The sequence below is a fragment of the Streptomyces sp. PL-29 genome, from assembly GCF_058344425.1.
Genome location: NZ_CP136996.1, coordinates 2,383,074 through 2,407,443 on the forward strand (window position 1 = coordinate 2,383,074; position 24,370 = coordinate 2,407,443).

Below are 24,370 nucleotides of genomic sequence, written 5' to 3' on the forward strand. Positions count from 1 at the left end.
TGTCGATGCATCGGCCGTCGGGCTGCCCGAGCTGCGCGGAGCCCATGGAAGAGGGGGACCGTTTCTGCGGCCTCTGCGGCTACGCCCTGACTGCTGCTCCCGCGGCCGCGTCCACGGACCAGCCGACCCTCCCCATCCCACCGGCGCCGCCGGCCCAGGCCGCGCCCGCGGCTGGGTACGCGGTGGCGGCCCCGGCCGGCTCGCACGGCTCCCCCGGCGGCGGACCCGCCCCCGGCTGGGGCAGCGTGGCCGCGGCCGCGCCGACCCTGGTGGGGGACCCTGCCGACTGGTCCGCGACCCCGGCGCAGCCTGATCCGGAGCCGGAACCGGAGCTCCGGCCGAGCCCGGCCGGAGCCTCGTACCCCGGACCCACCCCCGGCCCCGGGCCCGGCAGCCCGTACGGCAGCGGCGCCGAGTCCGCGGCCGCGCAGGACCCGGCGGGCGGCCCCGAGACCCGGCACGACCGGCCCGGCGGCGACCCCGGCGCGCCCCTCGCGGGGACGCCCTGGGGCCCGGGCCCGGAGAACCCGTACGAGAACGCCTACGACAGCGCGCCCCCGTCCGGTGCCGCACCCGGTGGGAAGACCTGCGTGGCCTGCCGGGCCGGGCACGTCGACACCGACGGGTACTGCGAGCACTGCGGGCACGCGCAGCCCCGGGAGCGCGACCACGTCGAGGAGGAGCTGGGCAGCGTCGCCGCCGTCAGTGACCGGGGGCTGCGCCACCACCGCAACGAGGACTCGTTCGCCGTGTCGGCGACCGCCCTGCCCGACGGTTCGGCCGCCACCGTGGCCATCGTGTGCGACGGGGTCTCCTCCGCGAGCCGCCCCGACGACGCGTCGGCCGCCGCGGCCGGCGCCGCCAACGAGGCCCTGCTGGAGGCCCTCCCCCGCGGTGCGCACCCCCAGGAGGCGATGCACGAGGCGATCCTGGCCGCCGCCGCGGCGGTCAACGCCCTGGCCCCGGAGGTCCCCGGCGCGCAGAACGCGCCCGCCTGCACCCTGGTCGGCGCCGTCGTCAGCGGCGGGCTGCTGACCATCGGCTGGGTGGGCGACAGCCGCGCCTACTGGGTGCCCGACGACCGTGCCGCGCTGCCCCGCCGCCTCACCGAGGACGACTCGTGGGCCGCCCAGATGGTCGCCGCCGGCCTGATGGGCGAGGCCGAGGCCTACGCGGACGTCCGCGCGCACGCCATCACCGGCTGGCTGGGCGCCGACGCGTACGAACTCGAACCGCACACCGCGATCTTCAAGCCGGACCACCCCGGCGTGGTGGTGGTCTGCACCGACGGACTGTGGAACTACGCGGAGTCCGCGCGCGAGATGGCGCAGGTGCTGCCCGCCGACGCCGCGGTCCGCCCGCTGCACGGCGCGCAGGTGCTGGTGGGCCACGCCCTCGACGGCGGCGGCCACGACAACATCACCGTGGCCGTCGTGCCGTTCGCCGCGCAGCCCGGACGGGAACCGGAAGTGGAAGCGCGCCCGCAGGTCTGACCCGCCTGCCCGAGCCCTCTAGGAGTCCAGCCGATGGCGAACTTCGCCAAGCCGAGCGCACCGCGCTTCAGCGTGGACGTGTACCAGAACGAGTTCCTCCCCGAAGGCGGGCGGGACGTCCACGCCATCGTCACCGTCACCGCCACCGGCGGCGGGAGCGTCACCCGCGGCACGTCCGCCGACGGCACGGCAGCCGTCGTGATCATGGTCGACTGCTCCGGTTCCATGGAGTACCCGGCGGAGAAGATGCGCGGCGCCCGCGAGGCCACCGCGGCGGCCGTCGACACCCTGCGCGACGGCACTGCCTTCGCGGTGGTCGCCGGCACGCACGTGGCCAAAGAGGTCTACCCGGGCCAGGGCCGCCTCGCCGTCGCCGACGCCTCCACCCGCGCCCGGGCCAAGGAGGCCTTGCGCGGCCTGAGCGCCGGCGGCGGCACCGCCATCGGCACCTGGCTGCGGCTGGCCGACGGCCTGCTGCGCGGCTCCCCTGCCGCCATCCGCCACGGCATCCTGCTCACCGACGGACGCAACGAGCACGAGGAGCCGGCCGTCCTGCGCGCCGCCCTCGACGCCTGTGCGGGCCGTTTCACCTGTGACGCCCGCGGTGTGGGCACCGACTGGGAGGTGAAGGAGGTCACCGGCATCGCGAGTGCGCTGCTCGGCTCCGCCGACATCGTGGCCGATCCGGCCCACCTCACCGAGGACTTCACGCGCATGATGGAGAACGTCATGGGCAAGGAGGTCGCGGACGTCTCCTTGCGCCTGTGGACCCCGGTCGGCGCGGAGATCCAGTACGTCAAGCAGGTCGCGCCGTCCGTCCACGACCTCACCGACCGGCGCACCGACACGGGCCCGCGCGCGGGCGACTACCCGACCGGATCGTGGGGGGACGAGTCCCGCGAGTACCACGTGTGCGTGCGCGTCCCCGGTGCGGCTGTCGGCCAGGAGATGCTCGCCTCCCGCGTCACACTGGTCCGGCCCGCGACGGGCGGCGAGCCCGAGGCCGTCCTGGCCCAGGGTCTGGTGCGCGCGGTGTGGACGGACGACCTGGCCGCGTCCACCGCGATCAACCCGCAGGTCGCCCACTACACCGGGCAGGCGGAGCTGGCGCAGGCTATCCAGCAGGGCCTCGAAGCCCGCAAAATGGGCGATGTCGACGGCGCCACGGCCAAACTCGGACGGGCGGTACAACTGGCGAGCGCCTCCGGCAACGCCGACACAGCACGGCTCCTGTCGAAGGTGGTGGATGTGGTGGACGCGGTGGCAGGTACTGTGCGGCTGAAAGCGAAGGTCGCCGACGCCGACGAGATGACTCTCGAAACACGTTCGACGCAGACCGTCCGAGTGAAGAAGTCCTGAGAGCCTCCCGCGATGACGCAGGGAGAAGAAGGGGGAAGAGCCGCCATGCCGACCTGCCCGAACGGGCACCAGTCCGCCTCCGACGACTGGTGCGAGGTCTGCGGCCACCGCATGGGTACCCCGGAGGGACCCCCCGCGGTGCCTTCCTACGGCTACGGCTTCCCCCCGACCGCCGGTGAGCCGACCGCCCAGGCAGAGCTCTGCCCGCAGTGCCGGACCCCGCGCGAGGCCATGGCCCCGTTCTGCGAGGAGTGCCGGTACAACTTCCTGACCCGTTCGGCGACCTCGTACACGCCGCCGCCGGCCGGGGACACGGGGCCGCCGCCCGGCGCGGGTGCCGCGGGATCCCGTCCCGGCGGCACGCCTCCGCCGCCCGTGCCGGGGCCGTACACGCAGGACCACTTCGACTACCAGGGCTCGCGGCCGTCCCGGGTCAACCGCCCAGCCGAGCCGCTGCACCGCGAGGACGACTGGCTGCTGCAGCCGCCCGCGCACGAGCCGCCGCCGGCTTACCAGCAGGCCCCGCAGCCCCAGTACCAGCAGCAGCCCCCGCCCCAACACCAGCGGGAGTACCAGCAGGAGTACCGGCAGCAGCCCCAGAGCCCGTCGTACCAGCCCCTGCCGCCCCAGAGCGGGTCCTGGACCGCGACGATCGGCCCGGACCGCTCGTACTTCATGGCGATGATGCAGCGCAGCGGGCCCGAGGCGACCGGGCTCAACCTGCCCGCGTACTCACCGGAGCAGCACCTCCCGCTGTCCGGCGGCCAGATCACCATCGGCCGCCGCCGCGCCTCCACGGGCGAGTCCCCCGACATCGACCTGTCGGTGCCCCCGGAGGACCCGGGCGTGTCCCACCAGCACGCAGTGCTGGTGCAGCAGCCCGACCGGAGCTGGGCCGTGGTGGATCAGAACTCCACCAACGGCACCACCATCAACGGCGGCGAGGACCCGATCCAGCCCTACGTCCCGGTGCCGCTCGCCGACGGCGACCGGGTCCACGTGGGCGCCTGGACGACCATCACCATCCGTCGCGGCTGATCACGCCTCCCCCAGGGGCCATACGTAGGGCCCCTGGGGATCGTCCAGCCACGACCACTGGCCCTCCGGGCCGACCGATACCCCGAAGCGTTCGCGGGCCGGACGGCCCTCGCTGCGCCATAGGTCCAGCGCTTCGCGGGGGGTCAGCACCCCGGCGGTCAGCACGAGCATGAACTGGAAGCGCTCGTTCTCCACCAGTTCGTAGGGAAGGCCGCGGACCATCGCCATCCGGTCGGGCGGCGGTACGGCCGTGGCCCCGCGCAGCGGGACGAAGTAGGCCGCGGTGTGCAGGAAGCGGCCCTCGGCGGATTCGGCGTCCCGCACCGTGAGCGCGATCAGCCCGGTCGACAGCGGGGCGAGGATGCGCGCCCCCGGCCGGCACTGTCCGAGCCAGGCGTGCGGAACCAGCGGGAGCGTGCACGTCACCAGGATCCGGTCGAAGGGGGCCCGGGCGGGGCAGCCGCGGGCGCCGTCGCCGGTCACCACGGCCGGGTGGTATCCGAGCCGGGCCAGGTGCGCCCGGGCGGACTCGGTGATCTCCTCGTCCAGGTCCACGGTCGTGACGTGCTCGTCGCCGAGGCGGTGGCAGAGCAGGGCCGCGTTGTAGCCGGTGCCCGCGCCGATCTCCAGGACGTCGTCGCCGTCGCGCACGTCGAGCGCGGCCAGCATCTTCGCCATCAGCGAGGGCTGGCTGCTGGAGGAGACCAGGCGGCCGTCGCGCAGCCGGGTGGCCAGTGGGGTGTCGGCGTAGACGCCGCGCAGCCATCGGGCCCGGATCTCCGGGTCGGGGTCCTCGGCCCAGAGCCGTTCCTGGCCGGCGCCGCGGTCGGACCAGAAGTACGGGACGAAGACGTGCCGGGGCACGGCCGCGAACGCGGCCCGCCAGCGCGAGTCCTCCAGCACGCCGGCCGCGGTCAGCTCCCGCACCTGGGCGGCGTGCGCCGTCTCGCGCAGGTCACGCGTCCCCGTGCGTGTGGTGTGTGCGCCCATGCCTCCACTGTCCTGCGCCCGGCCGCCGGGTGCGAGCGCGAAGGGCCTCCGGGCGGTGCCGGGCGTCTGAGACGATGGTCGGGTGAATGAGATTCCGCGGGGCGGCCTTCAGGAGCAGACCTTCTACGAGCAGGTGGGTGGCGAGGACACCTTCCGCCGCCTCGTGCGGCGCTTCTACCAAGGAGTGGCGGAGGACCCGCTACTGCGCCCGATGTACCCCGAGGAGGACCTCGGTCCGGCCGAGGAGCGGTTCGCGCTGTTCCTGATGCAGTACTGGGGCGGTCCGACCACCTACAGCCGACACCGCGGGCACCCGCGCCTGCGGATGCGGCACGCACCGTTCACGGTGGACTCGGCGGCTCACGACGCATGGCTGAAGCACATGCGGGTGGCGCTGGACGAGCTGGGCCTGGCGCCGGAGCACGAGGCGCAGCTGTGGAAGTACCTCACGTACGCCGCCGCGTCGATGATCAACACGGCGGGCTAGGGATGGTCCGGCGGACCGGCGCGGCGGGCCGGTCGGGACGCCGACCGCAGGCCCGGGCCCCGTCGGGGGCGGGCCCTGCGGCGGGCTCAGCGGGGGCTGACCCGGAAGGCGCCGAGGCCGCCGGTGGCGCCGGGACGGCGGGTGGCGACCGAGCCGTACGGCGTGCGCAGGCGCAGCCAGCTCCCGGAGGCGAGCAGCGCCACGGGATCGGACGCTGCGGACGCGGACCCGGCGGACGCGGACGCCGAAGCGGACACCGCGGCGCGTACCGGCCGCAGGAAGCCCAGGGACTGCGCGGCGTGCGCGACGCGCAGCGGGAGCTCGGTGTCGCCCAGGGTGCGGGACCAGATCTCGCGGCCGATGCGGTCGCGCTCGGACCGGGTCCGGTGCTGGGCGGGCAGGGCCTCGTCACGGGCCCGGAACTCGGTCACGGAGGCCGCCACGGCCTGGACGATCGCCTCGGTGCCGGGCAGCCCCGGCAACTGCCGCCAGCCGCCGCGGGGCGGGAGGACCCCGGTCCAGGGCGGGCCGGTGACCGGCCCGGGCACGGTGGCTCCGGCCGCGGCCTCGTCCACGGATTCCAGGAGCTCCCCGGCGGACACGGTCACGTCCAGCGGCGCCGCCACGGGGACGGCCAGCCGCACGGTGCGAATGGCCAGGACCTCGAAGGAGGGCGGGCGTCCGAACACGCCGAGCGCGCCGCCGCCCCCGCCCGCGGCCTGCGGCGCGAGAGGTGTCCCCTGGAGGCGGACGGCGGCGGCGCGGTCGTAGTGCACCAGCCGGCCCAGGAAGGCGGCGAGGTCCGCCGCCTCCCCGGGATCGGCGAAGCGCAGCTGCTCGTTCATGCCGCGATGGCCTCGGAACGCGGCTCGTCGAGGTACTCCTCCAGGAAGTGCCTCTCCTCGGCCGTGATGCGGCGCGGCCGGCCCGCGGCGAGGTTGTAGGGCACGACCACGGTCTCCGCACGCACGTAGACGGTCTCGGGCCGGTCCTCGGTCGCCTCGTCCTTGACCTCGTAGCGGATGGTCAGGGAGGCCGCGCCTATCCGGGTCACCCAGGATTCGATGAGGACGGGCTCGTGACGGTGCACGAGGGGCAGCTTGTAGTCGATCTCGTGGCGGGCGACGACGGATCCGCCCGTGAAGGACTCGCTGCCCTCCCCCGGCGCGAGGCGGAACATGAAGTCGATCCGCGCCTCCTCCAGGTAGCGGAGGAAGACGACGTTGTTGACGTGCCCGAAGGCGTCCATGTCCGCCCAGCGCAGGGGGCAGCGGTATTGGTGTCTGGCCATGGCCGTGACCTCAGCCCTCAGCCTCGGGTGAGCTTCTTGTAGGTGGCACGGTGCGGACGGGTGGCGTCCGGGCCGAGCCGCTCGACCTTGTTCTTCTCGTAGGACTCGAAGTTGCCCTCGAACCAGAACCACTTCGAGTCGCCCTCGTACGCCAGGATGTGCGTGGCGACCCGGTCGAGGAACCAGCGGTCGTGGGAGACGACCACGGCCGCGCCGGGGAACTCCAGCAGCGCGTTCTCCAGCGAGGACAGGGTCTCGACGTCGAGGTCGTTGGTGGGCTCGTCGAGGAGCAGCAGGTTGCCGCCCTGCTTGAGGGTGAGCGCGAGGTTCAGGCGGTTGCGCTCACCGCCGGAGAGCACACCGGCCGGCTTCTGCTGGTCCGGGCCCTTGAAGCCGAAGGCGCTGACGTACGCGCGGGACGGCATCTCGACCTGGCCGACGTTGATGTAGTCCAGCTCGTCCGACACGACCGCCCAGAGGGTCTTCTTCGGGTCGATGTTGGCGCGGCCCTGGTCCACGTAGCTGATCTTGACGGTCTCGCCGACCTTGATCTCGCCCGAGTCCGGCTTCTCCAGGCCCTGGATCATCTTGAAGAGCGTGGTCTTGCCCGCGCCGTTCGGGCCGATGATGCCGACGATGCCGTTGCGCGGCAGCGTGAAGGACAGGTCGTCGATGAGGACCTTGTCACCGAAGGCCTTCGAGAGGTTGCTGACCTCGACCACGATCGAGCCCAGGCGCGGGCCCGGCGGGATCTGGATCTCCTCGAAGTCGAGCTTGCGCATCTTGTCGGCCTCGGCCGCCATCTCCTCGTAGCGGGCGAGACGGGCCTTGGACTTGGCCTGGCGGCCCTTGGCGTTGGAGCGGACCCACTCCAGCTCTTCCTTGAGGCGCTTGGCGCGCTTCTCGTCCTTCTTGCCCTCGACCTTGAGGCGCTCGGCCTTCTTCTCCAGGTAGGTGGAGTAGTTGCCCTCGTAGGGGTGCGCGCGGCCGCGGTCGAGCTCAAGGATCCACTCGGCGACGTTGTCGAGGAAGTAGCGGTCGTGGGTGACGGCCACGACGGCGCCCTTGTACTGGGCCAGGTGCTGCTCCAGCCAGTTCACGGACTCGGCGTCGAGGTGGTTGGTGGGCTCGTCGAGGAGCAGCAGGTCGGGGGCCTCCAGCAGCAGCTTGCAGAGGGCCACGCGGCGCTTCTCGCCACCGGAGAGGTTGGTGACCGGCCAGTCGCCGGGCGGGCAGCCCAGGGCGTCCATGGCCTGCTCCAGCTGGGCGTCGAGGTCCCACGCGTTGGCGTGGTCCAGGTCGTCCTGAAGCTTGCCCATCTCCTCCATGAGCTCGTCGGTGTAGTTCGTCGCCATCTCCTCGGCGATCGCGTTGAACCGGTTGAGCTTCTGCTTGATCGGGCCGACACCGTCCTCGACGTTCTCCAGGACCGTCTTGGACTCGTCGAGCTTCGGCTCCTGCATGAGGATGCCGACGGTGTAGCCGGGTGCGAGGAAGGCGTCACCGTTGGACGGCTGCTCGATGCCCGCCATGATCTTCAGAACGGTGGACTTACCGGCACCGTTCGGGCCGACCACACCGATCTTGGCCCCCGGCAGGAAGTTCAGGAAGACGTCGTCGAGGATCACCTTGTCACCGTGCGCCTTGCGCGTCTTGCGCATGGTGTAGATGTACTCAGCCAAGAGAAACCGTCCGGCAGATCGATGGTGGGCAGATACACCCCATCTTGCCCGACGGCTACCCCCGCGAGCGAACCAGTAGGTGGCGGGCCTCCTGACCTGCACGTTCCCGGCTCACCCGGGTAGCCGATCTGTCACCGTTGGTCGCCACCGGTCACCCCTGAGCCCCCTCGCACGGCCCAGAGACGGCCCCCGGGACGCTCACAGACCCACGGATATTCCTCGGGAGACGAAGGGCGCGCTCCCGTGTGAACCGGTGACCCCCTCCAGGATTGGGGTGCTGAGGAACCTCCCTGATCCACCCATGCCGCGTCGCCTTGCATGGAATGATTGGCGAGTGCCCGAGTTTCCATCTATGAAGGCAAGTGCCCTGCTCGGGGTCTTGCTGCGCCAACCACTCGGTTACGTCATAGTTCGACAGAAGGGGTCACATCGCATCCTGAGGTCAGAGAACTACCCACAGTTGCTCTTCTCGTTCCATGACGGGGTCACCGTTCCACCCGGGCTCGTTCGGAAGTACCTTGTGAACGACATCGGTCTGAGTGTCAACGAAGCGCTGCGGCTACTGGGAGGCAAGTGAGATGCGGACGATCACCGTGCTCTACCACCAGGAAGATAGCTCGTGGTGGGCGGAGTCTCTGGACGTGAGCGGGTTCGGTGCCGCAGGCGAGTCACTTGCCGAGGTACGGCATCTGGTGCAGGAGGGATTGCCCTTCTATCTGGAGGACGAGCCTTTCGAACTTCGCGAGCAGATGGCTCGGCCGCAGGTTGAGACCTCAATCAAGGTTCTCAACACCAATCCCAGCGCGCCCCTGTGGCTGCAGGACTCGGAAGACGATGTCGCACCAGTAGTTGTCGTGACCGGCTCCTCGCCGGCGTTCCAGGTCGTGACGAACAGCCCGACCTACGCCTGACGACCCGGGACGGCAGGACACTGGTTTCCTGAAAGGACCGTTTCGCCCTATGAGGGTGACCTTGATGCTCTGCGACCACGCTCAGGTGGCGGAGGGCAAGCTCTTCATTTCCGGAGGCGGGTGGAGCGTCACCGGCCCTACGCCCAGCCCGAGTGCCCTAGCAATCAAGATCGAAGTTCCTTGGGACCAGGCAAACACGCCCATCAAGTTTGCTTTGGAGCTAGTCGATCAAGATGGCAAGCCAGTTAAACAGCAGGGGCCACTCGGCTTGCAGCCTCTCCGAGTAGAGGGGCAGGTGGAGGTCGGCCGCCCCCCCGGGCTTGTGCCTGGAACGCCCTTGGACGTCCCTCTGGCGATCGGGGTTACAGCGCTCCCTCTAACTCCAGGAGGACGCTACACGTGGCGTCTGGAGCTGAATGGGCGAACTGAAGAAGGTTGGCAGTTGTCGTTCACTGTGCGGAGACCGCCAGGGCAAGCGCATGCAACCTCCCCCCGGGCCGAGGAATAGAGCCTAGGTCGGCGGAGCGGCTTTAGGCTGGAGCTGCTTTGGGGCGAGTGATCATGGCCCCTTACGCTGGCACGCGGATCGGGCAGGCTTCACCGCCTGCCCCTAAGGCCCGATCTGGGGACATGATCTTAGAGGCTCGCCCCAGAGCGGCTGCCTAAAGCCGTGGAGCCGACCGCCCCAGCCACAGAGGGGTTCCACCTCATCCAGCCCTCGCCTTGGCGCGCGGCCGGCGGCCCGGACTGGAGCGGGGCGTAGACAGGAGCGCAGGCCTGGGGCGACGGGCGCGCGACGCCGCGTTGTCGCGGCGGAAGCGCCCTTGATGAAGTAGAGAAACGGTCCCCGAGAAGGGGCGCCGCTACGCAGCCGCCCGCGAGCACGGGATGCACGCGCTCCGGCACTTCTACGCCTCGGTGCTCCTGGACACCGGCGAGAACACCAAGGCGCTGAGTCTCTACCTCGGGCACAGCGACCCCGGGTTCACGCTCCGGGTGTACACGCGCTTGATGCCGAGCAGCGAGACGCGGACCCGGAAGGCCATCAGCGCCATGTACCGGGCCGCCGGTCACGCTCACGACGGCCCAGAGACGGCCCAGGCTGCCTGAGACGGCCCCTCATCGGCGGGAAACCTGCTGGTGAGGGGCTCTTTTGTACCCTCACTCGGAGAGAAACACCCCATACTGCCAGGCGTCCATACCCCGGGGGAAACCCGTATGGTCCGGGCCCCCGGGCCCGCGGCGTCCCCCGCGGCGGCTGCATCCTTCGGCCTACCGCGTTCTCGGCCCTGCGGAGGACGATCCCGCGGCACCGCCGCGGGAGGGTTGATCCGTGCGAACAACCATCGGATACACCGTCGAGAACATCGGCTACGTCGTCGGGGCCCAGGGGCTCGTCGGCTTCGCCTCGCAGACCTTCTTCGGCACGGAATGGGGCTGGCTGCACCGGGTCGCCGGCCTTCCGCCCGCCGCCTACCTCGGCGTCGTCGCCGCGGGGCTGGCGCTCGTCGCCGTCGGGGTCGGGACCCGGAAGGCGCCCGGGCGCCGGGAGACCGCCTGAGCGGCGGATCCCGACGGCGGGCCGGAGGTCAGAGGGGGCGGTAGACCGTGAGGGCGCCGGGGAGGGTGTCGAGGACCAGCTCGCCCGGCGCCTTGGCGTATTCACCGTCGTAGGCGAGCGGGGTGCCCTCGGGGACCGCCCCGACGCGCAGGCTCCGCAGGTGAGTGGCCGCGTGGACCGGGGAACGGCTCAGCGGGCCGGCGAAGGCGGCGGCCAGCAGCCGGGGCCCGGGCCGGCCGCCCCCGTGGACGACCCGCAGGTCGAGCAGGCCCTCGCCGACGCTGTCGCGGCGGCCGGGGGTGGGGCCGGTGCCGTGGTAGGTGCCGTTGCCGGCGAAGAGCAGCCAGACGCTCCGGGGCCGCCCGGCCAGGCGCAGCCGCACGGGCCGCTCGGCGCGCAGGACCTTCCAGGCGGCCAGCAGCGCGGCCGGGCCGCCGCCGATGCGCGGGCCCCAGCGCAGCCGGTGGCGCAGCAGTTCCGGGTAGGCGCCGATGCTGAAGTTGTTCAGGAAGTAGCCGGGCTCGCCGTCGGGGCCGGGCCCCGGGGAGAAGCGGCCCACGCCGACGTGGACGGCCTCCCCGTGTTCCAGGGCCTCGCAGGTGCTCTCCGGTCCGACGAGACCGAGGTCGAGCGAGAAGTGGTTGAGCGTGCCGCCGGGGAACACGGCCAGGGGCACCCCGGCCCGCAGGGCGGCGCCGGCGGCCGCGTTGACCGTGCCGTCGCCGCCGCACACGCCGAGGACGGCGGCGCGCGAGGCCGCCTCCGCCAGTGCGGGAAGCAGCTCCGCGCCCTCGCATGCGACGACCTCGGCCTTGGGGAGGCGGGTGCGCAGTACCTCGCGCACCTCGGCGGCCGTGCCCGAGGCGGTGTTGACCACCACCGTCAGCCCGTCCCCGTCGGGCAGCGCGGGGACACCGACGGCCCTCGGCTCGTCGCCCGGCACGGCCCGGGCCTCCTTCACGTCCCGCGCGAGCCGGCGTACGACGAACGCGGCGGCGACGCCCAGCGCCGCGCCCGCGACGACGTCGGAGGGGTAATGCACGCCGGTGTAGACCCGGGAGAACGCCACCGACGCGGCGACCGGGGCGAGTGCGGCGCCCAGGGCGGGGGCCTCCAGCGCCAGGCCGGCGGTGAAGGCGAAGGCGGACGCCGAGTGCCCGGACGGGAAGGAGGTGGTGTGCGGCTGCACGGCCAGCTGCCGCACCGCGGGCACCCCCTCCAGCAACGGCCGGGGGCGGCGTACGGACCACTTGCCGATGGTGTTGATGGTCGCGGAGGCCAGGGCCAGCGAGGCGGCCCCGCGCAGGGCCGCCTTGCGCGCGCCGGTCGGCCCGAGGACGGCGATGGCCGCGGCGGCCCCGCCCCACAGAACGCCGTGGTTCGCGGCCCGCCCCAGACGCGGCAGCACCCGGTCGGCGCCGGGCCAGTGCCTGCGGGCCACGGCGTCGAACAGCCGGCGGTCCCACCGCGCGAAGGCGCCGGTCCAGGTCAGTTCTTGATCAACCATTTCCTGCCTCTACCCCGGATCCCGCATCGCAACCGGCCCGGCGCTCCGCGGGCCGGCCTTGCCTCCACCGCTGCTCCTCGTCCTACTCCTCCTCGTCGAGCGGGCGCTTGCGCAGCAGCAGGACGACCAGGCCGCCCAGTACGACCAGGCCCACCGCCAGGGAGGCGATGACCGGCGTGGCGGCCGAGCTGCCGCTGGTCGCCAGCCGTTCCTCGTCCGGCGAGGTGACGGGGAGCGGCCCGGACTGCGCGCCCAGCACGACCGCCTCCGCGCCACTGCCCGGGGCCGGGGCGGGGGCCGGGTCCGCGCCGGCCCCGGACGCCGGGGCCAGCTGCCAGGCGGCCCACGCCGTGGCGGTCGCCACGGACTCGCTGGAGCCGGCCACGATCTGCGTCTGGGCGGGGACGCCACTGGTGAAGACCCGACCGACCGGCACCCTGGTGGCGCCCTGGACGGTCACCGAGGCCGTCCCGTCGGGGGTGCCCACGGGCACCTCGAAGTAGATCCGGCTCCCGTTGACCGCCGAGGTCAGCGGCTGCCCGTCGGCATCCAGCACGCGCACGCCCATGGCCGCTGCCGCCGCGTCCGGGATGACCGAAACGCTGCGCGCGCCGGTACGCACGGTCACCGGGCCGAGCCGCGTGCCAACCGGCCCCGAGACGTCGCCGGGGTCGAGCGCCAGCGAGGCGGGCGGCTCCGGTCTCTGTCCGGCCGCCCGCTGGAGGTAGTCGGCGAGCTTCTCGGCGGAGGGGTCCGCTGCCTCGACCCGCGCCCCGTCGGCGAGCCGCCAGATCGCCACCTGGGTCCCGGCCGCCGCGCTCTCCGCGGTGAGCGACGCGGCCCCGGCCGCCTCGGCGAGCCCGGCCAGGTCGTTCAGCTGGGGGTAGGAGTGCTCCAGCACCCAGCGGATCCGGCCGGCCTGCCCGTTGCCCGCCAGCGCGCTGCCGCTCCAGCCGCTCTCGGTGTACCGGGCCTGCGGCTGGGCGTTGCCGTCGACCCCGACCCCGTAGGTCTGGAGCATCCCGCCGCCGTCGACCCGCATTTCGTACAGGCCGGCGGGGATGTGCCGCACCGATCCGTCGCCGGCGTGGAGGACCGCCTCCCCGTACGTCTTGAGACCGTCCAGCACGGCGCTCGCGCCCTCCGGGGCTCGGGGCGCCACCGGGCCGGAGTCGGCGAAGGCCCGGGCTCCGGGCGCGGCGGCGAGGGCCGCGGCCAGCAGGACGGCCGCGAGCGGCCGGCGCACGGAGCCCCGGACCGCCGGGCCGGGTTCGGCGGGGGCGGGAGCAGGGGCGGAAACGGCAGGGATGGCGGATGTGGGAACAGCAGGAGCGGGAGCAGGAACGGAGGATGCGGGAACGGCAATCGACACAGTCTTCCCCTTCGGGCCAAAGACCCAGGTGCCCGTGAGTACCGGGGAATCCTAACCGCCTCGAACACTCACCCCACCAGCGCCTTCTGAGTGTCCATCAGCGGATGATCGGTTCTCGCCACTCGCCTGAAGGCCGCCGTGCCGCGGTTCAGGTCGTGCCCGACGGCGGTCGCGTCGATCTCCGCGCCGAACCACCGGGTGCCCTCCCCGTCGGGCGAATCCTCCCGCACGCGCAGCCGCCCGTGCACCACGAGCGGTTCGCCCACGGAGACGGAACCGGCGAGGTTCACCGCGAGGGTGCGCCGCGCCCACACCGTGTAGAAGCTGGTGGCCCCATCCGTCCAGGCGTCCTTGCGCCGGTCGAAGTACCGCGGTGTCACCGCGAAACGGAACCGTGCCGACGGCCCGTGCGCCGTCTCCTTGTAGTCGACCTGTGTCGCCACATGGCCCACCAGCGTCACCTGGGTGTCGTACATCCCGGTCGCCCTCCCCCGTCGTCGTGGCCCGCGCGGACCATCCGTACGGGCTACGGCCCATGCTGCGGCCGGCGGCAGGGTCCCCGCTCCGGCCTGTGGACTACTGGCGGGTTGTGGACAACCGGCTCCCCCCTGCGGCAACCGTGGCGTACTGCTCGCGCACCTCCCGGTAGCGCAGCAGCTCCGCCGCCACCGGCTCCAGCACCCGGGCCCGCCCACACCCGGCCGCCGCCTGCCGCAGCCTGCGCTCCGCGTCCTGCCCGTACCGCCGTGCCGGACCGCGGGCCGCGATCGAGCAGGCCCATTCCACGAGCGGCCCGCCGACGATGCCGGCCACCATCAGCAGCACCGGCGGCATCAGCTCCGGTTCCAGGACGCCGACGATCTGCCCGACGAGCCACAGTCCGCCGAAGATCTGCAGCAGCGTCATGGCCGCCTGTGCCAGGACCGCCACCGGCCACCACGCGGGCCGCGGCGGTTTGACGTTCGGCGGCGTGGCGGCGGGCCCGAGGGTCACCACGATCTCGTCCAGCGCCTCCGGAAGCCGGTCGGCGCCGCGCACCGCCGTCTCCCTGACGGCCTGCGCCCAGGGTTCGGGCAGGCCCGTCACCGCTTCGTCGGCGACCGCCCGTACGGCCTGCTCCACCCGCTGACGCGCGGTCACCTCCTCCTCGACCGGTGGCTGCGCGGCCGTCTGGCCCCGTCCGCCGATGGCTGCGAGGGCGGCCAGGCCCGCCAGGGTGTGCGGCGCGCGCCGGTTCTCGTACCAGCGCCACAGCCGCAGCCACGGGGTGCCGCACGCCTTGCCCGCGTTGCGCCGCCAGGCCCGTTCGGCGGCGAGTCCGGCCGCGCAGGCCCCGACCGCCTCGGCGAGCCGGTCCTCGAACTCGGCGCGCGCCGCCTCCCCGATCTCGGGTCCGGGGTGCCCGTCGGCGACGTAGAGCGGTTGCAGCCGCACCGCCGCGCGGTCCACGTCCGCCGAGATCCGCCGGGTCGCGGCGCCCTTCTCCTGCGCGAACTGCCCGAGGAGTTCGCGCAGCTCCCCGACGCCGTCGCCGGTCAGCGCGGACAGTGCGAGGACCGTGGCGCCGGGTTCGCCGTGCTCGCCGAGTGCGATGCCGTCCTCGTCGAGCAGCCGGCGCAGGTCGTCCAGGACGAGGTCGGCGGCCTCGCCGGGGAGCCGGTCCACCTGGTTGAGCACGACGAAGGTCACTTCGGCGTGCCCGGCCAACGGCCGCAGATAGCGCTCGTGCAGCACCGCGTCGGCGTACTTCTCCGGGTCCACGACCCACACCACCGCGTCGACGAGCGCCAGTACCCGGTCCACGTGGTCGCGGTGCGCGCCGAGCGCGGAGTCAAGGTCCGGCAGGTCCACCAGGACGATCCCGCGCAGTGTCTCGGCCTCAGAGGTCTCCCGGGGCCGGCGGCGCAGCCGTCCCGGGATCTCCAGCCGGTCCAGCAGCCCGGCGGCGCCGTCGGACCAGCTGCACGCGATGGGCGCGGCAGTGGTCGGGCGGCGCAGACCGGTCTCGGAGATCTGCACTCCGGCAAGTGAGTTGAAGAGCGTGGACTTGCCGCTCCCGGTCGCCCCGGCGATCGCGACGACCGTGTGCTGGGGCGAGAGCCCGCGGCGGGCGGCGGCCTCGTCGAGCACCCGTCCGGCCTCGGCGAGGGTCTTGCCGTCGAGCCGGGTCCGGGAGAGCGCGACCAGCTGGCGCAGCGCGTCCAGGCGCTGACGCAGGGCCTGCGCCTCGGGGCTGAGCGGGGGCGCGGACGCCTTGCCGCCGTCGCTGCCGGTGCCCGAGACGGCCCGTACGAGCGCCTCGTCGCCCTCGTCGCCCGTGTCCGCGGCGCCCTCCTCGTCCGCTTCGGCGGGGCGGGGGCGGGAGCGCGCGATGAGCCCGTCGTCCCAGCGGTCGTCGGTGCGGTCGGTCAGGGCGGTCACGGCGTCACCTCTCCTTCTGCAGTACGGACAGCGCGGCGATCAGTTCGGCCTGGGGTTCCGGGGTCACTTCGAGTGCTTCCAACGGGGCGAGACGGCGGTCGCGTTCGCCGCGGAGCACCTCGTCGAGGTGGTCGCCGACGAGTTCTCCGCCCCTGTCGCGCAGCCGCAGGGCGGCCTGGGCGCCGATCCGCTCGGCGAGCTTCTCCCCGGCGGGCCGGGCTCGTTTGCCGCCGAGCAGGGTGGCGGCGAGCAGGGCCGCGACGCCGTCGGCGTCGGGCACCGGCTGTTTGTCGAGCCGGGAGACCTCCTCCTCGGCGAGTTCCTCCAGCACGCGCCGCCAGCGGCGTACCGCCACGCCGATGCGTTCCCCCGCCTCCCTGTCGGGCGCGGGCAGCACCAGCGCCCCGGAGGCCGGTTCGCGCCGCCAGGCTTCGGCGATCCGCTCGTCCGCTGCGGCGACCGCGCACTGGAGCAGTGCGGCCAGGGACTCGGCGAGCGAGTCCAGCAGTTCGTCGGCGCTGGTGTCGAGAGGGTAGCCGCGCCACCGGGTGAGCGCGTCCCCGGCCAGCACGGCACCGCGGTCGAGCCGGCCCCGCACCCTCTTGCCCTCGCGCCGGTAGGCGTCCTCGACGGCCGAGGTGAGTCGTACGGCGGCGGCGTGCTGGGCGGCGACGGCGGAGGCGAGTTCGGGCATCCGGCGCCCGAGCGAGTCCAGCGCCCCGAGGGCGGTGCGCCCGACGGCGTACTGGCGGGCGGCCGGGTCCTGGGCGTGGTGGGCGAGCCAGGCGAACAGCGGGGCGACGGCACTGGCGGGCAGCAGGCCGCCGCCGCCGGTGGACTCGGGGAGTTCGGGGACGGTGAAGCGCGGTACCTCGCCCAGTCCGGCCTTGGTGAGCAGGGCCCCGTACTGGCGGGAGACCTCGGCGAGCACCTGGTGCGGCACCCGGTCCAGGACGGTGATGAGGGTGGCCTTGTACTGCTTGGCGGTGCGCAGGAGGTGCCAGGGGACGGCGTCGGCGTACCGCGAGGCGGTGGTGACCATCACCCAGACGTCGGCGGCGCAGATGAGTTCGGCGGCGAGTGTCCGGTTCTCGACCACGAGGGAGTCGATGTCGGGGGCGTCGAGGATGGCGAGTCCGCGCGGCAGGCTGGTGACGGTCTCGATCCGCATCTCGCGGGTCTCGTGGCCGCCCTGGGCGCCGGTGTGGCTGCGGCCCCGGCGGCGCGAGGAGGGCCTGGGGGGCGTGTCGTCGTCCTCGTGCGGCACCCACACCCGCATCAGATCCGGCAGCACGCGCATTCCGGCGAACCAGTGGTGGTCGTCGGGGTGGCAGACCAGCACGGGTGTGCGGGTGGTCGGGCGCAGCACGCCGGCTTCGCTGACCTGGCGTCCGACGAGGGAGTTGACGAGGGTGGACTTACCGGCCCCGGTGGACCCGCCGACCACGGCGAGCAGGGGCGCCTCGGGCGCCTTCAGGCGCGGTACGAGGTAGTCGTCGAGCTGCGCGAGCAGCTCGGATCTGGTCTGACGGGCCCGCGGGGCGCCGGGCAGGGGCAACGGCAGACGTACGGACGCGACCCGGTCGCGCAGGGCGGACAGGGCTTCGAGCAGCTGAGGCCGAACATCCAAGGTCACCACATGCGAAGAATGCCCAATTTAGGACCATTTTTGAAGCTTATACGCCCTCTGCGCGCCGACGGCGACTCGGACGGGATATTCCGGGCACGGCGGACGAGTGGGGCGCAGGCGTGGCGCAGGCATAACGAGTGCACAACACCCACGGCGGCGCGGCGCAAAAGCGATGCGCGAATCGCACCTGCCTGCGATTATCGGGACCGCTTCACCGAACCTCCACATCGTGGCACGCGGGTGAAGCAACCGGGACAAGGCAACCGGAGCCCTATCCTTGACCCGGCACGGACCGAAGTCCCACCCCCACCAGGGGCTCCAGGCCCACCAGGGTCACCTTCCGGCCCCCGTAGCTCAGTGGATAGAGCAGGTGCCTTCTAAGCACTTGGCCGCAGGTTCGAGTCCTGCCGGGGGCACATATTCTCCATCACCCGAAGCCCTCCCTCCGTGGAGGGCTTCCGTGCAGGTCGCAGCGGTCGGCCGGGCCGCCGAGGAGGGCGGTCCGCGGGCCGAACACGCCTGCGCCCGGCCGCAGATCGGCCGAAAGCGGCGGCACGGCGAGCCCTTCACCGGAAGCGGTCGGTCCTCTTCGACGTACCAAGCCCCTGGCCCGCCGACTCCCCCGAGTTGCGGGACGGCCCCGCGTGGGGTTGCGTCGGAAGCGGGTGCCCGCACTTCCGTCTCCCCTCGGGTTGGGGGTGAACTCCCGTGTTCTTCACCGACCGCGCGGACGCCGGAGAACGACTCGCCGAAGCCGTCCGCCATCTGGAGGGCGAACGTCCGGTCGTACTGGGCCTGCCCCGCGGCGGCGTCCCGGTGGCCTTCCCCGTGGCGCGGGCCCTCGGCGCCCCGCTCGACGTGATCGTGGTCCGCAAACTCGGCGTCCCCCACCACCGTGAGCTCGGGTTCGGCGCGATCGGGGAGGGCGGCGTTCGGGTCATCAGCGAGGACATCGTCCGCATCAGCCGTGTCACGCCGCAGGACCTGGCGGCCGTCCAGCACGCCGAGGAGGCGGAGCTGGCCCGGCAGGCCCGCCGGTTCCGCGGCGACCGCACGCGGGTCCCGCTCGGCGGCCGGACGGCGATCGTCGTGGACGACGGGATCGCCACCGGCTCCACGGCCGCCGCCGCCTGCCAGGTCGTACGGGCCCAGGGCGCGGCCCGCGTGGTGCTGGCCGTCCCGGTGGCGCCGCCCGACGCGATCGCCCGGCTGCGCGCCGAGGCCGACGAAGTGGTGTGCCTGTCCACGCCGCGCGCCTTCCGGGCCGTCGGCGAGTGGTACCGGGACTTCTCCCAGACGCCCGACGACGAGGTCGTCTCCCTGCTGGCGCGGGCGGCGGCCGGCTCCCCGCCCGGGCCGGCCCCGCGGACGGTCGCCGTCGAGGTGGACGCCGGCGGCCCGACCCTGGCCGGTGACCTGGCCCTGCCCGGCGACGCCCGGGCGGTCGTGATGTTCGCCCACGGCTCCGGCAGCAGCCGCCGGAGCCCGCGCAACCGGGCGGTCGCGGCGGACCTGAACCGGGCGGGCCTGGGCACACTGCTCTTCGACCTGTTGACACCCGCCGAGGAGGCGGACCGGGCCAACGTCTTCGACATCGGGACCCTGGCCGCACGCCTTGCCGGCGCCACCGCCTGGCTGCGCCGGCACGCGTCCCTCCCCATCGGGTACTTCGGGGCGAGCACCGGGGCCGCGGCCGCGCTGTGGGCCGCGTCCGCGTCCGACGCGGACATCGGCGCCGTGGTCTGCCGCGGCGGCCGGCCCGACCTCGCCGGGCCCCGGCTGGCCGCCGTGCGGGCACCGACGCTGCTCGTCGTCGGCGGCCGCGACACCACCGTGCTCAACCTCAACCGTGCGGCGCAGCGGGAGCTGCGCTGCGAGAACCGGCTGGAGGTCGTCCGGGGCGCCACGCACCTCTTCGAGGAGCCGGGCGCCCTCGCTCAGGTGGCTGCCCTGGCCCGCGCCTGGTTCGCCCGGCACCTGTGACGGGACGGTCCGGGGACGCGACGACGTGCCCCACGGAGCGGGGCGCGCGACCATGGGGAGATGGAGCAGACGTCCGCCCGGGAGGTCAGCGCCCCGGCGCGCATCGCCCCGGCCGGTGAGGGCATCGGCCCGGAGGAGCTGGCACTCGCCGCCCGCAACCACGGCCTGCCGCTGGAGGCACTGCGCTACGAGGTCACACCCCCCGGGCTGCACTACGTCCTCGTCCACTACGACATCCCCGCCGCGGACGCGGACGGCTGGCGGCTGGACGTGGACGGCCAGGTCGCCTCACCGCTCGCGCTGGACCTCGACGCCCTGCGCGCGCTGCCCGCCGTCACCCACCGCGTCACGATGGAGTGCGCCGGCAACGGCCGGGCTCTTCTGTCGCCCCGCCCGGTCAGTCAGCCGTGGCTGGTCGAGGCGGTGGGCACCGCCGACTGGACCGGGGTCCCACTGGGCGTCGTACTGGACCGGGCGGGGGTGCGGCCGAATGCGGTCGAAGCCGTGTTCACCGGGGCCGACCACGGTGTGGAGCGCGGTGTCGAGCAGGACTACCGGCGCAGCCTGCCGCTGCCGTACGCCGCCGCGGAGGACTCGGGCGTGCTGATCGCCTACGCCATGAACGGCGCGCCGCTGCCACCGCAGCACGGGTACCCGCTGCGCCTGGTCGTGCCCGGCTGGTACGGCATGGCACACGTCAAATGGCTGCGCGGGATCACCCTCGTCGACGCACCGTTCACCGGCTTCCAGCAGTCCGCGGCCTACCGCTTCCGGTGGTCCGCCGACGACCCGGACGATCCCGGTGAGCCGGTCACCCGGATCGCGCCGCGCGCCCTGATGGCCCCGCCCGGCTTCCCCGACTTCATGTCGCGCACCCGCGTCGTGCACCCCGGCCCCGTGCACCTGCACGGGCGGGCCTGGTCCGGCCACGGGGCCGTCGCCCGGGTCGAGGTGAGCACCGACGGAGGCCTGGCCTGGACCCGGGCCGAGCTGGCCGCCCCACACCCGCATCCGTGGGCCTGGCAGGCCTGGAGCTGCGACTGGACCGCCGCACCGGGCCGCCACACCCTCACCGTCCGCGCCACGGACACCGAAGGGCACACACAGCCCCTCGAACAGCCGTGGAATCGCGGCGGGTTCGGCAACAACCTGGTCCAGCGGGTCCCGGTGCTCTGCCTCGCGGCTCGCTAGGAAATGCCGAGGAACCTGACGGCCTGGTAGTACGTCCACGCGGTGCCGTCGCACGAACGCTTGCGGCCGCCGGAGTAGCGGGCGCACACCCGCTTCAGGTCGGCGTGGAACGCCTCGTCGAGCCGACCCTTGGCGGCCGGAAACAGACCTGCCGCCCGGTGGTTGCGGTAGCCGAAGTCGTGGCGGGCGCAGGCCGCGGCGAACGGGAAGCCGAAGGGGTTGTCCGGGGATGTGGTGCACTGGTCGGTCGACCAGTCGAAGGCATAGGCGGCCCAGGCGGCACGGTGCTCTCGCGCGTCCGCCCAGGCCTCGTAACTCGCCGCGCTGGGCTGCGTCCAGCGACTCAGCACCTGCGGCTTGTCGGCCGGGACCTCGGGGGCGGCCCAGGCGGCGGGCGCGAGGGCGAGCACGGCGGTGGCCGTGGCGGTGGCGAGGGCGGGCAGGAGGCGACGCGGCATGGGGGTCCTCGGGGCCGGGCGGACGGTCATCCGGCCAACGGGGCCGGGCGCCGGCCGGTTACTGGGCGTCGCGTGCCCGTGACCGGAGACCCTCGCAGGTATGACACCGTGTGCGACCTCCGGCCAAGGCGCGGTTCGTTCTGTGGAGGGACGCGCGAAGAAGTTCGCCCGACCGAGACTTGGACGCATGAACCGCCGCCCGCTCGTCGTCGCCGCCGCCACCGTAGGAGTCCTCGCCACCGCCGCCTTCGCCCTCCCCAACCTGCCGCCCAATCCCGTGACGGACGCGATCGACCAGAAGGTGTTCAAGGAGAAGGGCAAGCGCTTCGCGACCGCCGGCGATGCCCCCACACGGGCGGCAGCGCCGTTCGCCCTGCCGTCCTGGATACCGAGGGATGCCACCGACGTCCGCATACGGGTGCGCACCGGCGGCGACGACCGGCTCATACGGTTCGACCTCGGCAAGACCCCGCTGGACGGTCCGCAGTGCGCGGCGGGTACCCCTCGGCGGCAGGGTGCGCCGGACCTGCACGCCAGGTGGTGGCCGCGCCGCTCCCTGCGGGCCGAAGTGCACGCCGAGTGCCGGGACTTCCACCAGTACCAGGTCGCGGTGCGCGGCAAGCGGGTCTATGCGTGGACCGACGGCACGCCGTCCCCGCCGGCCCGCGGCTGAGCGGGGCGCGGCGGCGGGTTTCACCGGCGGTGCCCGCACCAGGTCCAACGGCTCCGCGCAGGCGTGTCCCGCGAGGACGGCGACCAGCGCGAGAGCATGATGTCGTGGCCGCAATCGGGCACGGGCACCGCAGCAACACCCGCGCCCGGAGGGCGTCGGCACCGCGGCCCGGAGGGCGTCGGCACCCGGGAGCGGTCCGTCCGCCTCGGGCAGCAGGTCGCCACGCCGCGCCCGGCCGCGCCCCGCCCGCGGCCGGGCGCGCACTATCGTGACCGTCATGGACATCCGCCGGGCCTTCACACCCGCCGAGCTCTCGGCCGCCGAATCCCTCTTCGACGGGCCCGCCCGCCAGGAATGGTCCGAGCGCTTCCTCACGTCCCCCGGGCACCTGATGCTCATCGCCTACGTCGACGGCGTGCCCGCCGGAATAGTCTCCGGCATCGAGATGGTCCACCCGGACAAGGGCACCGAGATGTGCCTGTACGAGCTCTCCGTGGACGAGGGCTACCGGCGGCGCGGCATCGGCCGGGCCCTGACGCTGGCCCTCGCGGACGAGGCGAGGGAACGCGGCTGCTATGGGATGTGGGTGGGGGTCGACACCGACAACGAGGCCGCGCTGGCCACCTACGACGCCGCCGGGGCCCGCGACGAGGGTGTGTTCTCGATGCGCGGCTGGCCCCTCGCCCGGTAGGGCGCGCCGCCTCGGCCGGAGCGGGCTCCAGGCCGTGTCGTGGGGATCGGGGCGCTGCGGACCCGCCCCGGTCCACACGGCACGGGCCGCCCCCGGAGGCGGCGTGTCGTGAGCCCACTCGGCGCACCCTCCGCGCGCCCGCGCCACCCCTGACGGAGCATCGGGCGCATGACCCCCACCGCATTCGCCACGCTCCTGCCCGCGACCGCCCTGCTCGCGGCAGCCGTCACCGGCCCACCCCCCGGGCCCGGCCCCGCCTCCGGCCCCGGGCCCGGCCCCGCCTCCGCCTCCGCCTCCGCCTCCGGCCCTGACTCCGCCTCCGGCCCTGACTCCACCGCCCCCTATGTCGTCGTCCTCAAGGACACCGCCTCCCGCGCCCCGACCCGCGCGCTCGCCGCCGAGGCCGCGGACGCCGGGGACGTGGTCGGTCCCGTCTATGAGGCGGCTCTGAACGGCTTCGCCGTCCGCGCCACCGCCGCGCGGGCCGCCGCCCTGGCCGCCGACCCCCGAGTGGCCTTCGTGGAGCCGGATGCCGTCTTCCACGTCACCGGCACCGCCGACACACCGCAGACGCTGCCGCAGGCGCCCGCCCCCTGGCCCCTCGACCGGATCGACCAACGCGAACTGCCGCTGGACGGCTCGTACACGTACGCCACGAAGGCCGGAGGCGTCACCGTCTACGTCCTCGACACCGGCATCAACACCCGCCACCAGGAGTTCACGGGCCGTGCCCGGACCGGACACAACGCGGTGTTCATGGAGAGCTCCCGCGACTGCAACGGTCACGGCACGCATGTCGCGGGAACCGTGGGCGGGAAGACCTACGGGGTCGCCAAGGGCGTCGCGCTCGTCTCGGTGAAAGTGGCCGACTGCCGCGGCGACGGGCGCCTTTCGGCCATGATCAATGGGCTCGACTGGGTGGTGCGGGACGCCGCCCGCGCGCCGGGCACCCCGGCCGTGGCCAACATGAGCATGGGCGGCAGCCGCAGCCGCGCCCTCGACGCCGCCGTCGTACGGGTCGTGTCCTCCGGGGTCACCTTCGTCGCCGCCGCCGGCAACGACCGCCGGAACGCCTGCGGCGGATCCCCCGCCTCCGTCCCGCAGGCCCTCACCGTCGGCGCGACCGACGCCGCGGACCGCCGCGCAGCGTTCTCCAACCACGGCTCCTGCGTGGACCTGTTCGCACCGGGAGTGGCCGTCACCTCCGCTTGGAAGGGCTCCGCCACCGCCACCGCCCGCTCCTCCGGCACCTCGATGGCCGCCCCGCACGTGGCGGGCGCCGCCGCGCTGCTCCTGGCCGCCGGTACGGCGCGCACCCCGGCGCAGGTGTCCGAGGTGCTGGTGCGCGACGCCGTACGCGACCGGATCACCGGACTGCCGGCCGGCACCCCCAACCGGCTGCTGCACGTCGCCGCCGGCCCGAACTGACTTCGGCCGACGGCGGCAGACCGGCACCGGTCCACCCCGACCGGTCGGTATGCGATGGGCCATCGCCCTCTCTCTGATGGCCCATCAATGTGTGTGTGCTTCAGGGGAAAGCAAGCCATTGACTTCTCATCACCATGACGCGTCAATATCGGCCACCGCACCGGCTCGGCCTCCCCCACACAGCGGGTGGGGGGAGGGGTTCGT

23 protein-coding genes, 1 tRNA gene and 1 pseudogene are annotated in these 24,370 nt (G+C 73.6%); 15 read left to right on the forward strand and 10 right to left on the reverse strand.

Translation table 11 applies throughout. The annotated features are described in order from the left end of the window. Positions 1-44 precede the first annotated feature (44 nt). Genes R4Z63_RS10880 through R4Z63_RS10890 form a run of 3 tightly spaced genes read left to right on the forward strand, consistent with a single transcriptional unit; the run spans position 45 to position 3,890 of the window. Complete coding sequence (locus R4Z63_RS10880) at positions 45-1,493, forward strand: PP2C family protein-serine/threonine phosphatase (RefSeq protein ID WP_384445909.1); 1,449 nt, start codon at positions 45-47, stop codon at positions 1,491-1,493. A gap of 33 nt (positions 1,494-1,526) precedes the next feature. Then, positions 1,527-2,852 (forward strand): VWA domain-containing protein, encoded by a 1,326-nt coding sequence (locus tag R4Z63_RS10885; RefSeq protein ID WP_384445910.1) that lies wholly within the window; start codon positions 1,527-1,529, stop codon positions 2,850-2,852. Positions 2,853-2,897: 45 nt separating this feature from the next. After that, positions 2,898-3,890, forward strand: a complete 993-nt coding sequence (locus tag R4Z63_RS10890) for an FHA domain-containing protein (protein ID WP_384445911.1) — start codon at positions 2,898-2,900, stop codon at positions 3,888-3,890. Here the strand turns inward: R4Z63_RS10890 and R4Z63_RS10895 are convergent, their stop codons facing one another. After that, positions 3,891-4,880: a methyltransferase domain-containing protein gene (locus R4Z63_RS10895; RefSeq protein ID WP_384445912.1), complete on the reverse strand. Its 990-nt coding sequence runs from the start codon at positions 4,878-4,880 to the stop codon at positions 3,891-3,893. Positions 4,881-4,962: 82 nt separating this feature from the next. On the opposite strand from R4Z63_RS10895, the gene R4Z63_RS10900 reads away from it, so the two are divergent. Then, complete coding sequence (locus tag R4Z63_RS10900) at positions 4,963-5,367, forward strand: globin (protein ID WP_037923641.1); 405 nt, start codon at positions 4,963-4,965, stop codon at positions 5,365-5,367. An 86-nt stretch (positions 5,368-5,453) separates the two neighbouring features. On the opposite strand, the gene R4Z63_RS10905 is transcribed toward R4Z63_RS10900, so the two are convergent. From R4Z63_RS10905 to ettA, 3 genes are read right to left on the reverse strand one after another with little or no spacing between them, the layout of a single operon-like run. Further along, positions 5,454-6,212 (reverse strand): DUF8010 domain-containing protein, encoded by a 759-nt coding sequence (locus R4Z63_RS10905; protein ID WP_384445913.1) that lies wholly within the window; start codon positions 6,210-6,212, stop codon positions 5,454-5,456. After that, entirely contained in the window at positions 6,209-6,658 is a 450-nt protein-coding gene (locus R4Z63_RS10910; protein WP_030031525.1) for an acyl-CoA thioesterase, read from the reverse strand. The genes R4Z63_RS10905 and R4Z63_RS10910 overlap by 4 nt, the downstream gene beginning before the upstream one ends. A gap of 17 nt (positions 6,659-6,675) precedes the next feature. Further along, a complete protein-coding gene (gene ettA, locus R4Z63_RS10915) occupies positions 6,676-8,340 on the reverse strand; it encodes an energy-dependent translational throttle protein EttA (protein ID WP_037923637.1) in 1,665 nt (554 codons plus the stop codon). Between the two features lie 352 nt (positions 8,341-8,692). On the opposite strand from ettA, the gene R4Z63_RS10920 reads away from it, so the two are divergent. The 5 genes and pseudogenes from R4Z63_RS10920 to R4Z63_RS10940 all read left to right on the forward strand — a co-directional run bounded on the left by R4Z63_RS10920 (position 8,693) and on the right by R4Z63_RS10940 (position 10,812). Then, positions 8,693-8,917, forward strand: coding sequence for a type II toxin-antitoxin system HicA family toxin (locus R4Z63_RS10920; RefSeq protein WP_384445984.1), 225 nt, complete (start codon positions 8,693-8,695; stop codon positions 8,915-8,917). Between the two features lies 1 nt (position 8,918). Further along, complete coding sequence (locus tag R4Z63_RS10925; protein ID WP_384445914.1) at positions 8,919-9,251, forward strand: type II toxin-antitoxin system HicB family antitoxin; 333 nt, start codon at positions 8,919-8,921, stop codon at positions 9,249-9,251. Positions 9,252-9,315: 64 nt separating this feature from the next. Beyond that, on the forward strand, positions 9,316-9,759 hold the full coding sequence (locus R4Z63_RS10930; RefSeq protein WP_384445985.1) for a DUF6941 family protein: 444 nt from the start codon (positions 9,316-9,318) through the stop codon (positions 9,757-9,759). A gap of 338 nt (positions 9,760-10,097) precedes the next feature. Continuing rightward, positions 10,098-10,361 (forward strand): annotated as a pseudogene (locus R4Z63_RS10935) (tyrosine-type recombinase/integrase); the annotation flags it as partial. Between the two features lie 223 nt (positions 10,362-10,584). Then, positions 10,585-10,812, forward strand: a complete 228-nt coding sequence (locus R4Z63_RS10940) for a hypothetical protein (RefSeq protein ID WP_384445916.1) — start codon at positions 10,585-10,587, stop codon at positions 10,810-10,812. A 28-nt stretch (positions 10,813-10,840) separates the two neighbouring features. Here the strand turns inward: R4Z63_RS10940 and R4Z63_RS10945 are convergent, their stop codons facing one another. From R4Z63_RS10945 to R4Z63_RS10965, 5 genes are all read right to left on the reverse strand, one after another. Continuing rightward, complete coding sequence (locus R4Z63_RS10945) at positions 10,841-12,319, reverse strand: bifunctional phosphatase PAP2/diacylglycerol kinase family protein (protein WP_384445917.1); 1,479 nt, start codon at positions 12,317-12,319, stop codon at positions 10,841-10,843. 82 nt (positions 12,320-12,401) lie between these two features. Beyond that, complete coding sequence (locus R4Z63_RS10950) at positions 12,402-13,565, reverse strand: thioester domain-containing protein (RefSeq protein WP_384445918.1); 1,164 nt, start codon at positions 13,563-13,565, stop codon at positions 12,402-12,404. Between the two features lie 194 nt (positions 13,566-13,759). Continuing rightward, positions 13,760-14,167: a single-stranded DNA-binding protein gene (locus tag R4Z63_RS10955; RefSeq protein ID WP_384445919.1), complete on the reverse strand. Its 408-nt coding sequence runs from the start codon at positions 14,165-14,167 to the stop codon at positions 13,760-13,762. 100 nt (positions 14,168-14,267) lie between these two features. Next, positions 14,268-16,112 (reverse strand): GTPase, encoded by a 1,845-nt coding sequence (locus tag R4Z63_RS10960; RefSeq protein WP_384445920.1) that lies wholly within the window; start codon positions 16,110-16,112, stop codon positions 14,268-14,270. Positions 16,113-16,116: 4 nt separating this feature from the next. Further along, a complete protein-coding gene (locus R4Z63_RS10965) occupies positions 16,117-17,742 on the reverse strand; it encodes a dynamin family protein (protein WP_384445921.1) in 1,626 nt (541 codons plus the stop codon). A gap of 343 nt (positions 17,743-18,085) precedes the next feature. Here R4Z63_RS10965 and R4Z63_RS10970 point away from each other — a divergent pair. The 3 genes from R4Z63_RS10970 (at position 18,086) to R4Z63_RS10980 (ending at position 20,916) form a co-directional block, all read left to right on the forward strand. Continuing rightward, positions 18,086-18,158, forward strand: a tRNA-Arg gene (locus R4Z63_RS10970). Positions 18,159-18,450: 292 nt separating this feature from the next. Further along, positions 18,451-19,725: a phosphoribosyltransferase family protein gene (locus R4Z63_RS10975; protein WP_384445933.1), complete on the forward strand. Its 1,275-nt coding sequence runs from the start codon at positions 18,451-18,453 to the stop codon at positions 19,723-19,725. Positions 19,726-19,785: 60 nt separating this feature from the next. Next, positions 19,786-20,916 carry a sulfite oxidase gene (locus R4Z63_RS10980; protein WP_384445934.1) on the forward strand — a complete coding sequence of 377 codons (1,131 nt, stop codon included), beginning with the start codon at positions 19,786-19,788 and terminating at the stop codon, positions 20,914-20,916. Here the strand turns inward: R4Z63_RS10980 and R4Z63_RS10985 are convergent. Then, entirely contained in the window at positions 20,913-21,374 is a 462-nt protein-coding gene (locus tag R4Z63_RS10985) for a phospholipase (RefSeq protein ID WP_037923570.1), read from the reverse strand. The genes R4Z63_RS10980 and R4Z63_RS10985 overlap by 4 nt on opposite strands. Before the next feature lie 187 nt (positions 21,375-21,561). On the opposite strand from R4Z63_RS10985, the gene R4Z63_RS10990 reads away from it, so the two are divergent. From R4Z63_RS10990 to R4Z63_RS11000, 3 genes are all read left to right on the forward strand, one after another. Beyond that, on the forward strand, positions 21,562-22,047 hold the full coding sequence (locus R4Z63_RS10990) for a hypothetical protein (protein WP_384445935.1): 486 nt from the start codon (positions 21,562-21,564) through the stop codon (positions 22,045-22,047). 277 nt (positions 22,048-22,324) lie between these two features. Continuing rightward, positions 22,325-22,738, forward strand: coding sequence for a GNAT family N-acetyltransferase (locus R4Z63_RS10995; protein ID WP_384445936.1), 414 nt, complete (start codon positions 22,325-22,327; stop codon positions 22,736-22,738). Between the two features lie 168 nt (positions 22,739-22,906). Beyond that, positions 22,907-24,166, forward strand: a complete 1,260-nt coding sequence (locus R4Z63_RS11000) for a S8 family peptidase (RefSeq protein ID WP_384445937.1) — start codon at positions 22,907-22,909, stop codon at positions 24,164-24,166. The last annotated feature ends 204 nt before the right edge of the window (positions 24,167-24,370 follow it).

Excerpts from the sequence above, each read along its gene's own strand:
- R4Z63_RS10985 (WP_037923570.1), bottom strand. The coding sequence starts at position 21,374 with ATGCCGCGTCGCCTCCTGCCCGCCCTCGCCACCGCCACGGCCACCGCC.
- R4Z63_RS10980 (WP_384445934.1), top strand. The coding sequence starts at position 19,786 with ATGGAGCAGACGTCCGCCCGGGAGGTCAGCGCCCCGGCGCGCATCGCC.
- R4Z63_RS10930 (WP_384445985.1), top strand. The coding sequence starts at position 9,316 with ATGCTCTGCGACCACGCTCAGGTGGCGGAGGGCAAGCTCTTCATTTCC.
- R4Z63_RS10895 (WP_384445912.1), bottom strand. The coding sequence starts at position 4,880 with ATGGGCGCACACACCACACGCACGGGGACGCGTGACCTGCGCGAGACG.
- R4Z63_RS10885 (WP_384445910.1), top strand. The coding sequence starts at position 1,527 with ATGGCGAACTTCGCCAAGCCGAGCGCACCGCGCTTCAGCGTGGACGTG.
- R4Z63_RS10955 (WP_384445919.1), bottom strand. The coding sequence starts at position 14,167 with ATGTACGACACCCAGGTGACGCTGGTGGGCCATGTGGCGACACAGGTC.
- R4Z63_RS10890 (WP_384445911.1), top strand. The coding sequence starts at position 2,898 with ATGCCGACCTGCCCGAACGGGCACCAGTCCGCCTCCGACGACTGGTGC.
- R4Z63_RS10880 (WP_384445909.1), top strand. The coding sequence starts at position 45 with ATGGAAGAGGGGGACCGTTTCTGCGGCCTCTGCGGCTACGCCCTGACT.
- R4Z63_RS10910 (WP_030031525.1), bottom strand. The coding sequence starts at position 6,658 with ATGGCCAGACACCAATACCGCTGCCCCCTGCGCTGGGCGGACATGGAC.
- R4Z63_RS10945 (WP_384445917.1), bottom strand. The coding sequence starts at position 12,319 with ATGGTTGATCAAGAACTGACCTGGACCGGCGCCTTCGCGCGGTGGGAC.
- R4Z63_RS10905 (WP_384445913.1), bottom strand. The coding sequence starts at position 6,212 with ATGAACGAGCAGCTGCGCTTCGCCGATCCCGGGGAGGCGGCGGACCTC.
- R4Z63_RS11000 (WP_384445937.1), top strand. The coding sequence starts at position 22,907 with ATGACCCCCACCGCATTCGCCACGCTCCTGCCCGCGACCGCCCTGCTC.
- R4Z63_RS10920 (WP_384445984.1), top strand. The coding sequence starts at position 8,693 with ATGAAGGCAAGTGCCCTGCTCGGGGTCTTGCTGCGCCAACCACTCGGT.
- R4Z63_RS10995 (WP_384445936.1), top strand. The coding sequence starts at position 22,325 with ATGGACATCCGCCGGGCCTTCACACCCGCCGAGCTCTCGGCCGCCGAA.
- R4Z63_RS10990 (WP_384445935.1), top strand. The coding sequence starts at position 21,562 with ATGAACCGCCGCCCGCTCGTCGTCGCCGCCGCCACCGTAGGAGTCCTC.
- R4Z63_RS10925 (WP_384445914.1), top strand. The coding sequence starts at position 8,919 with ATGCGGACGATCACCGTGCTCTACCACCAGGAAGATAGCTCGTGGTGG.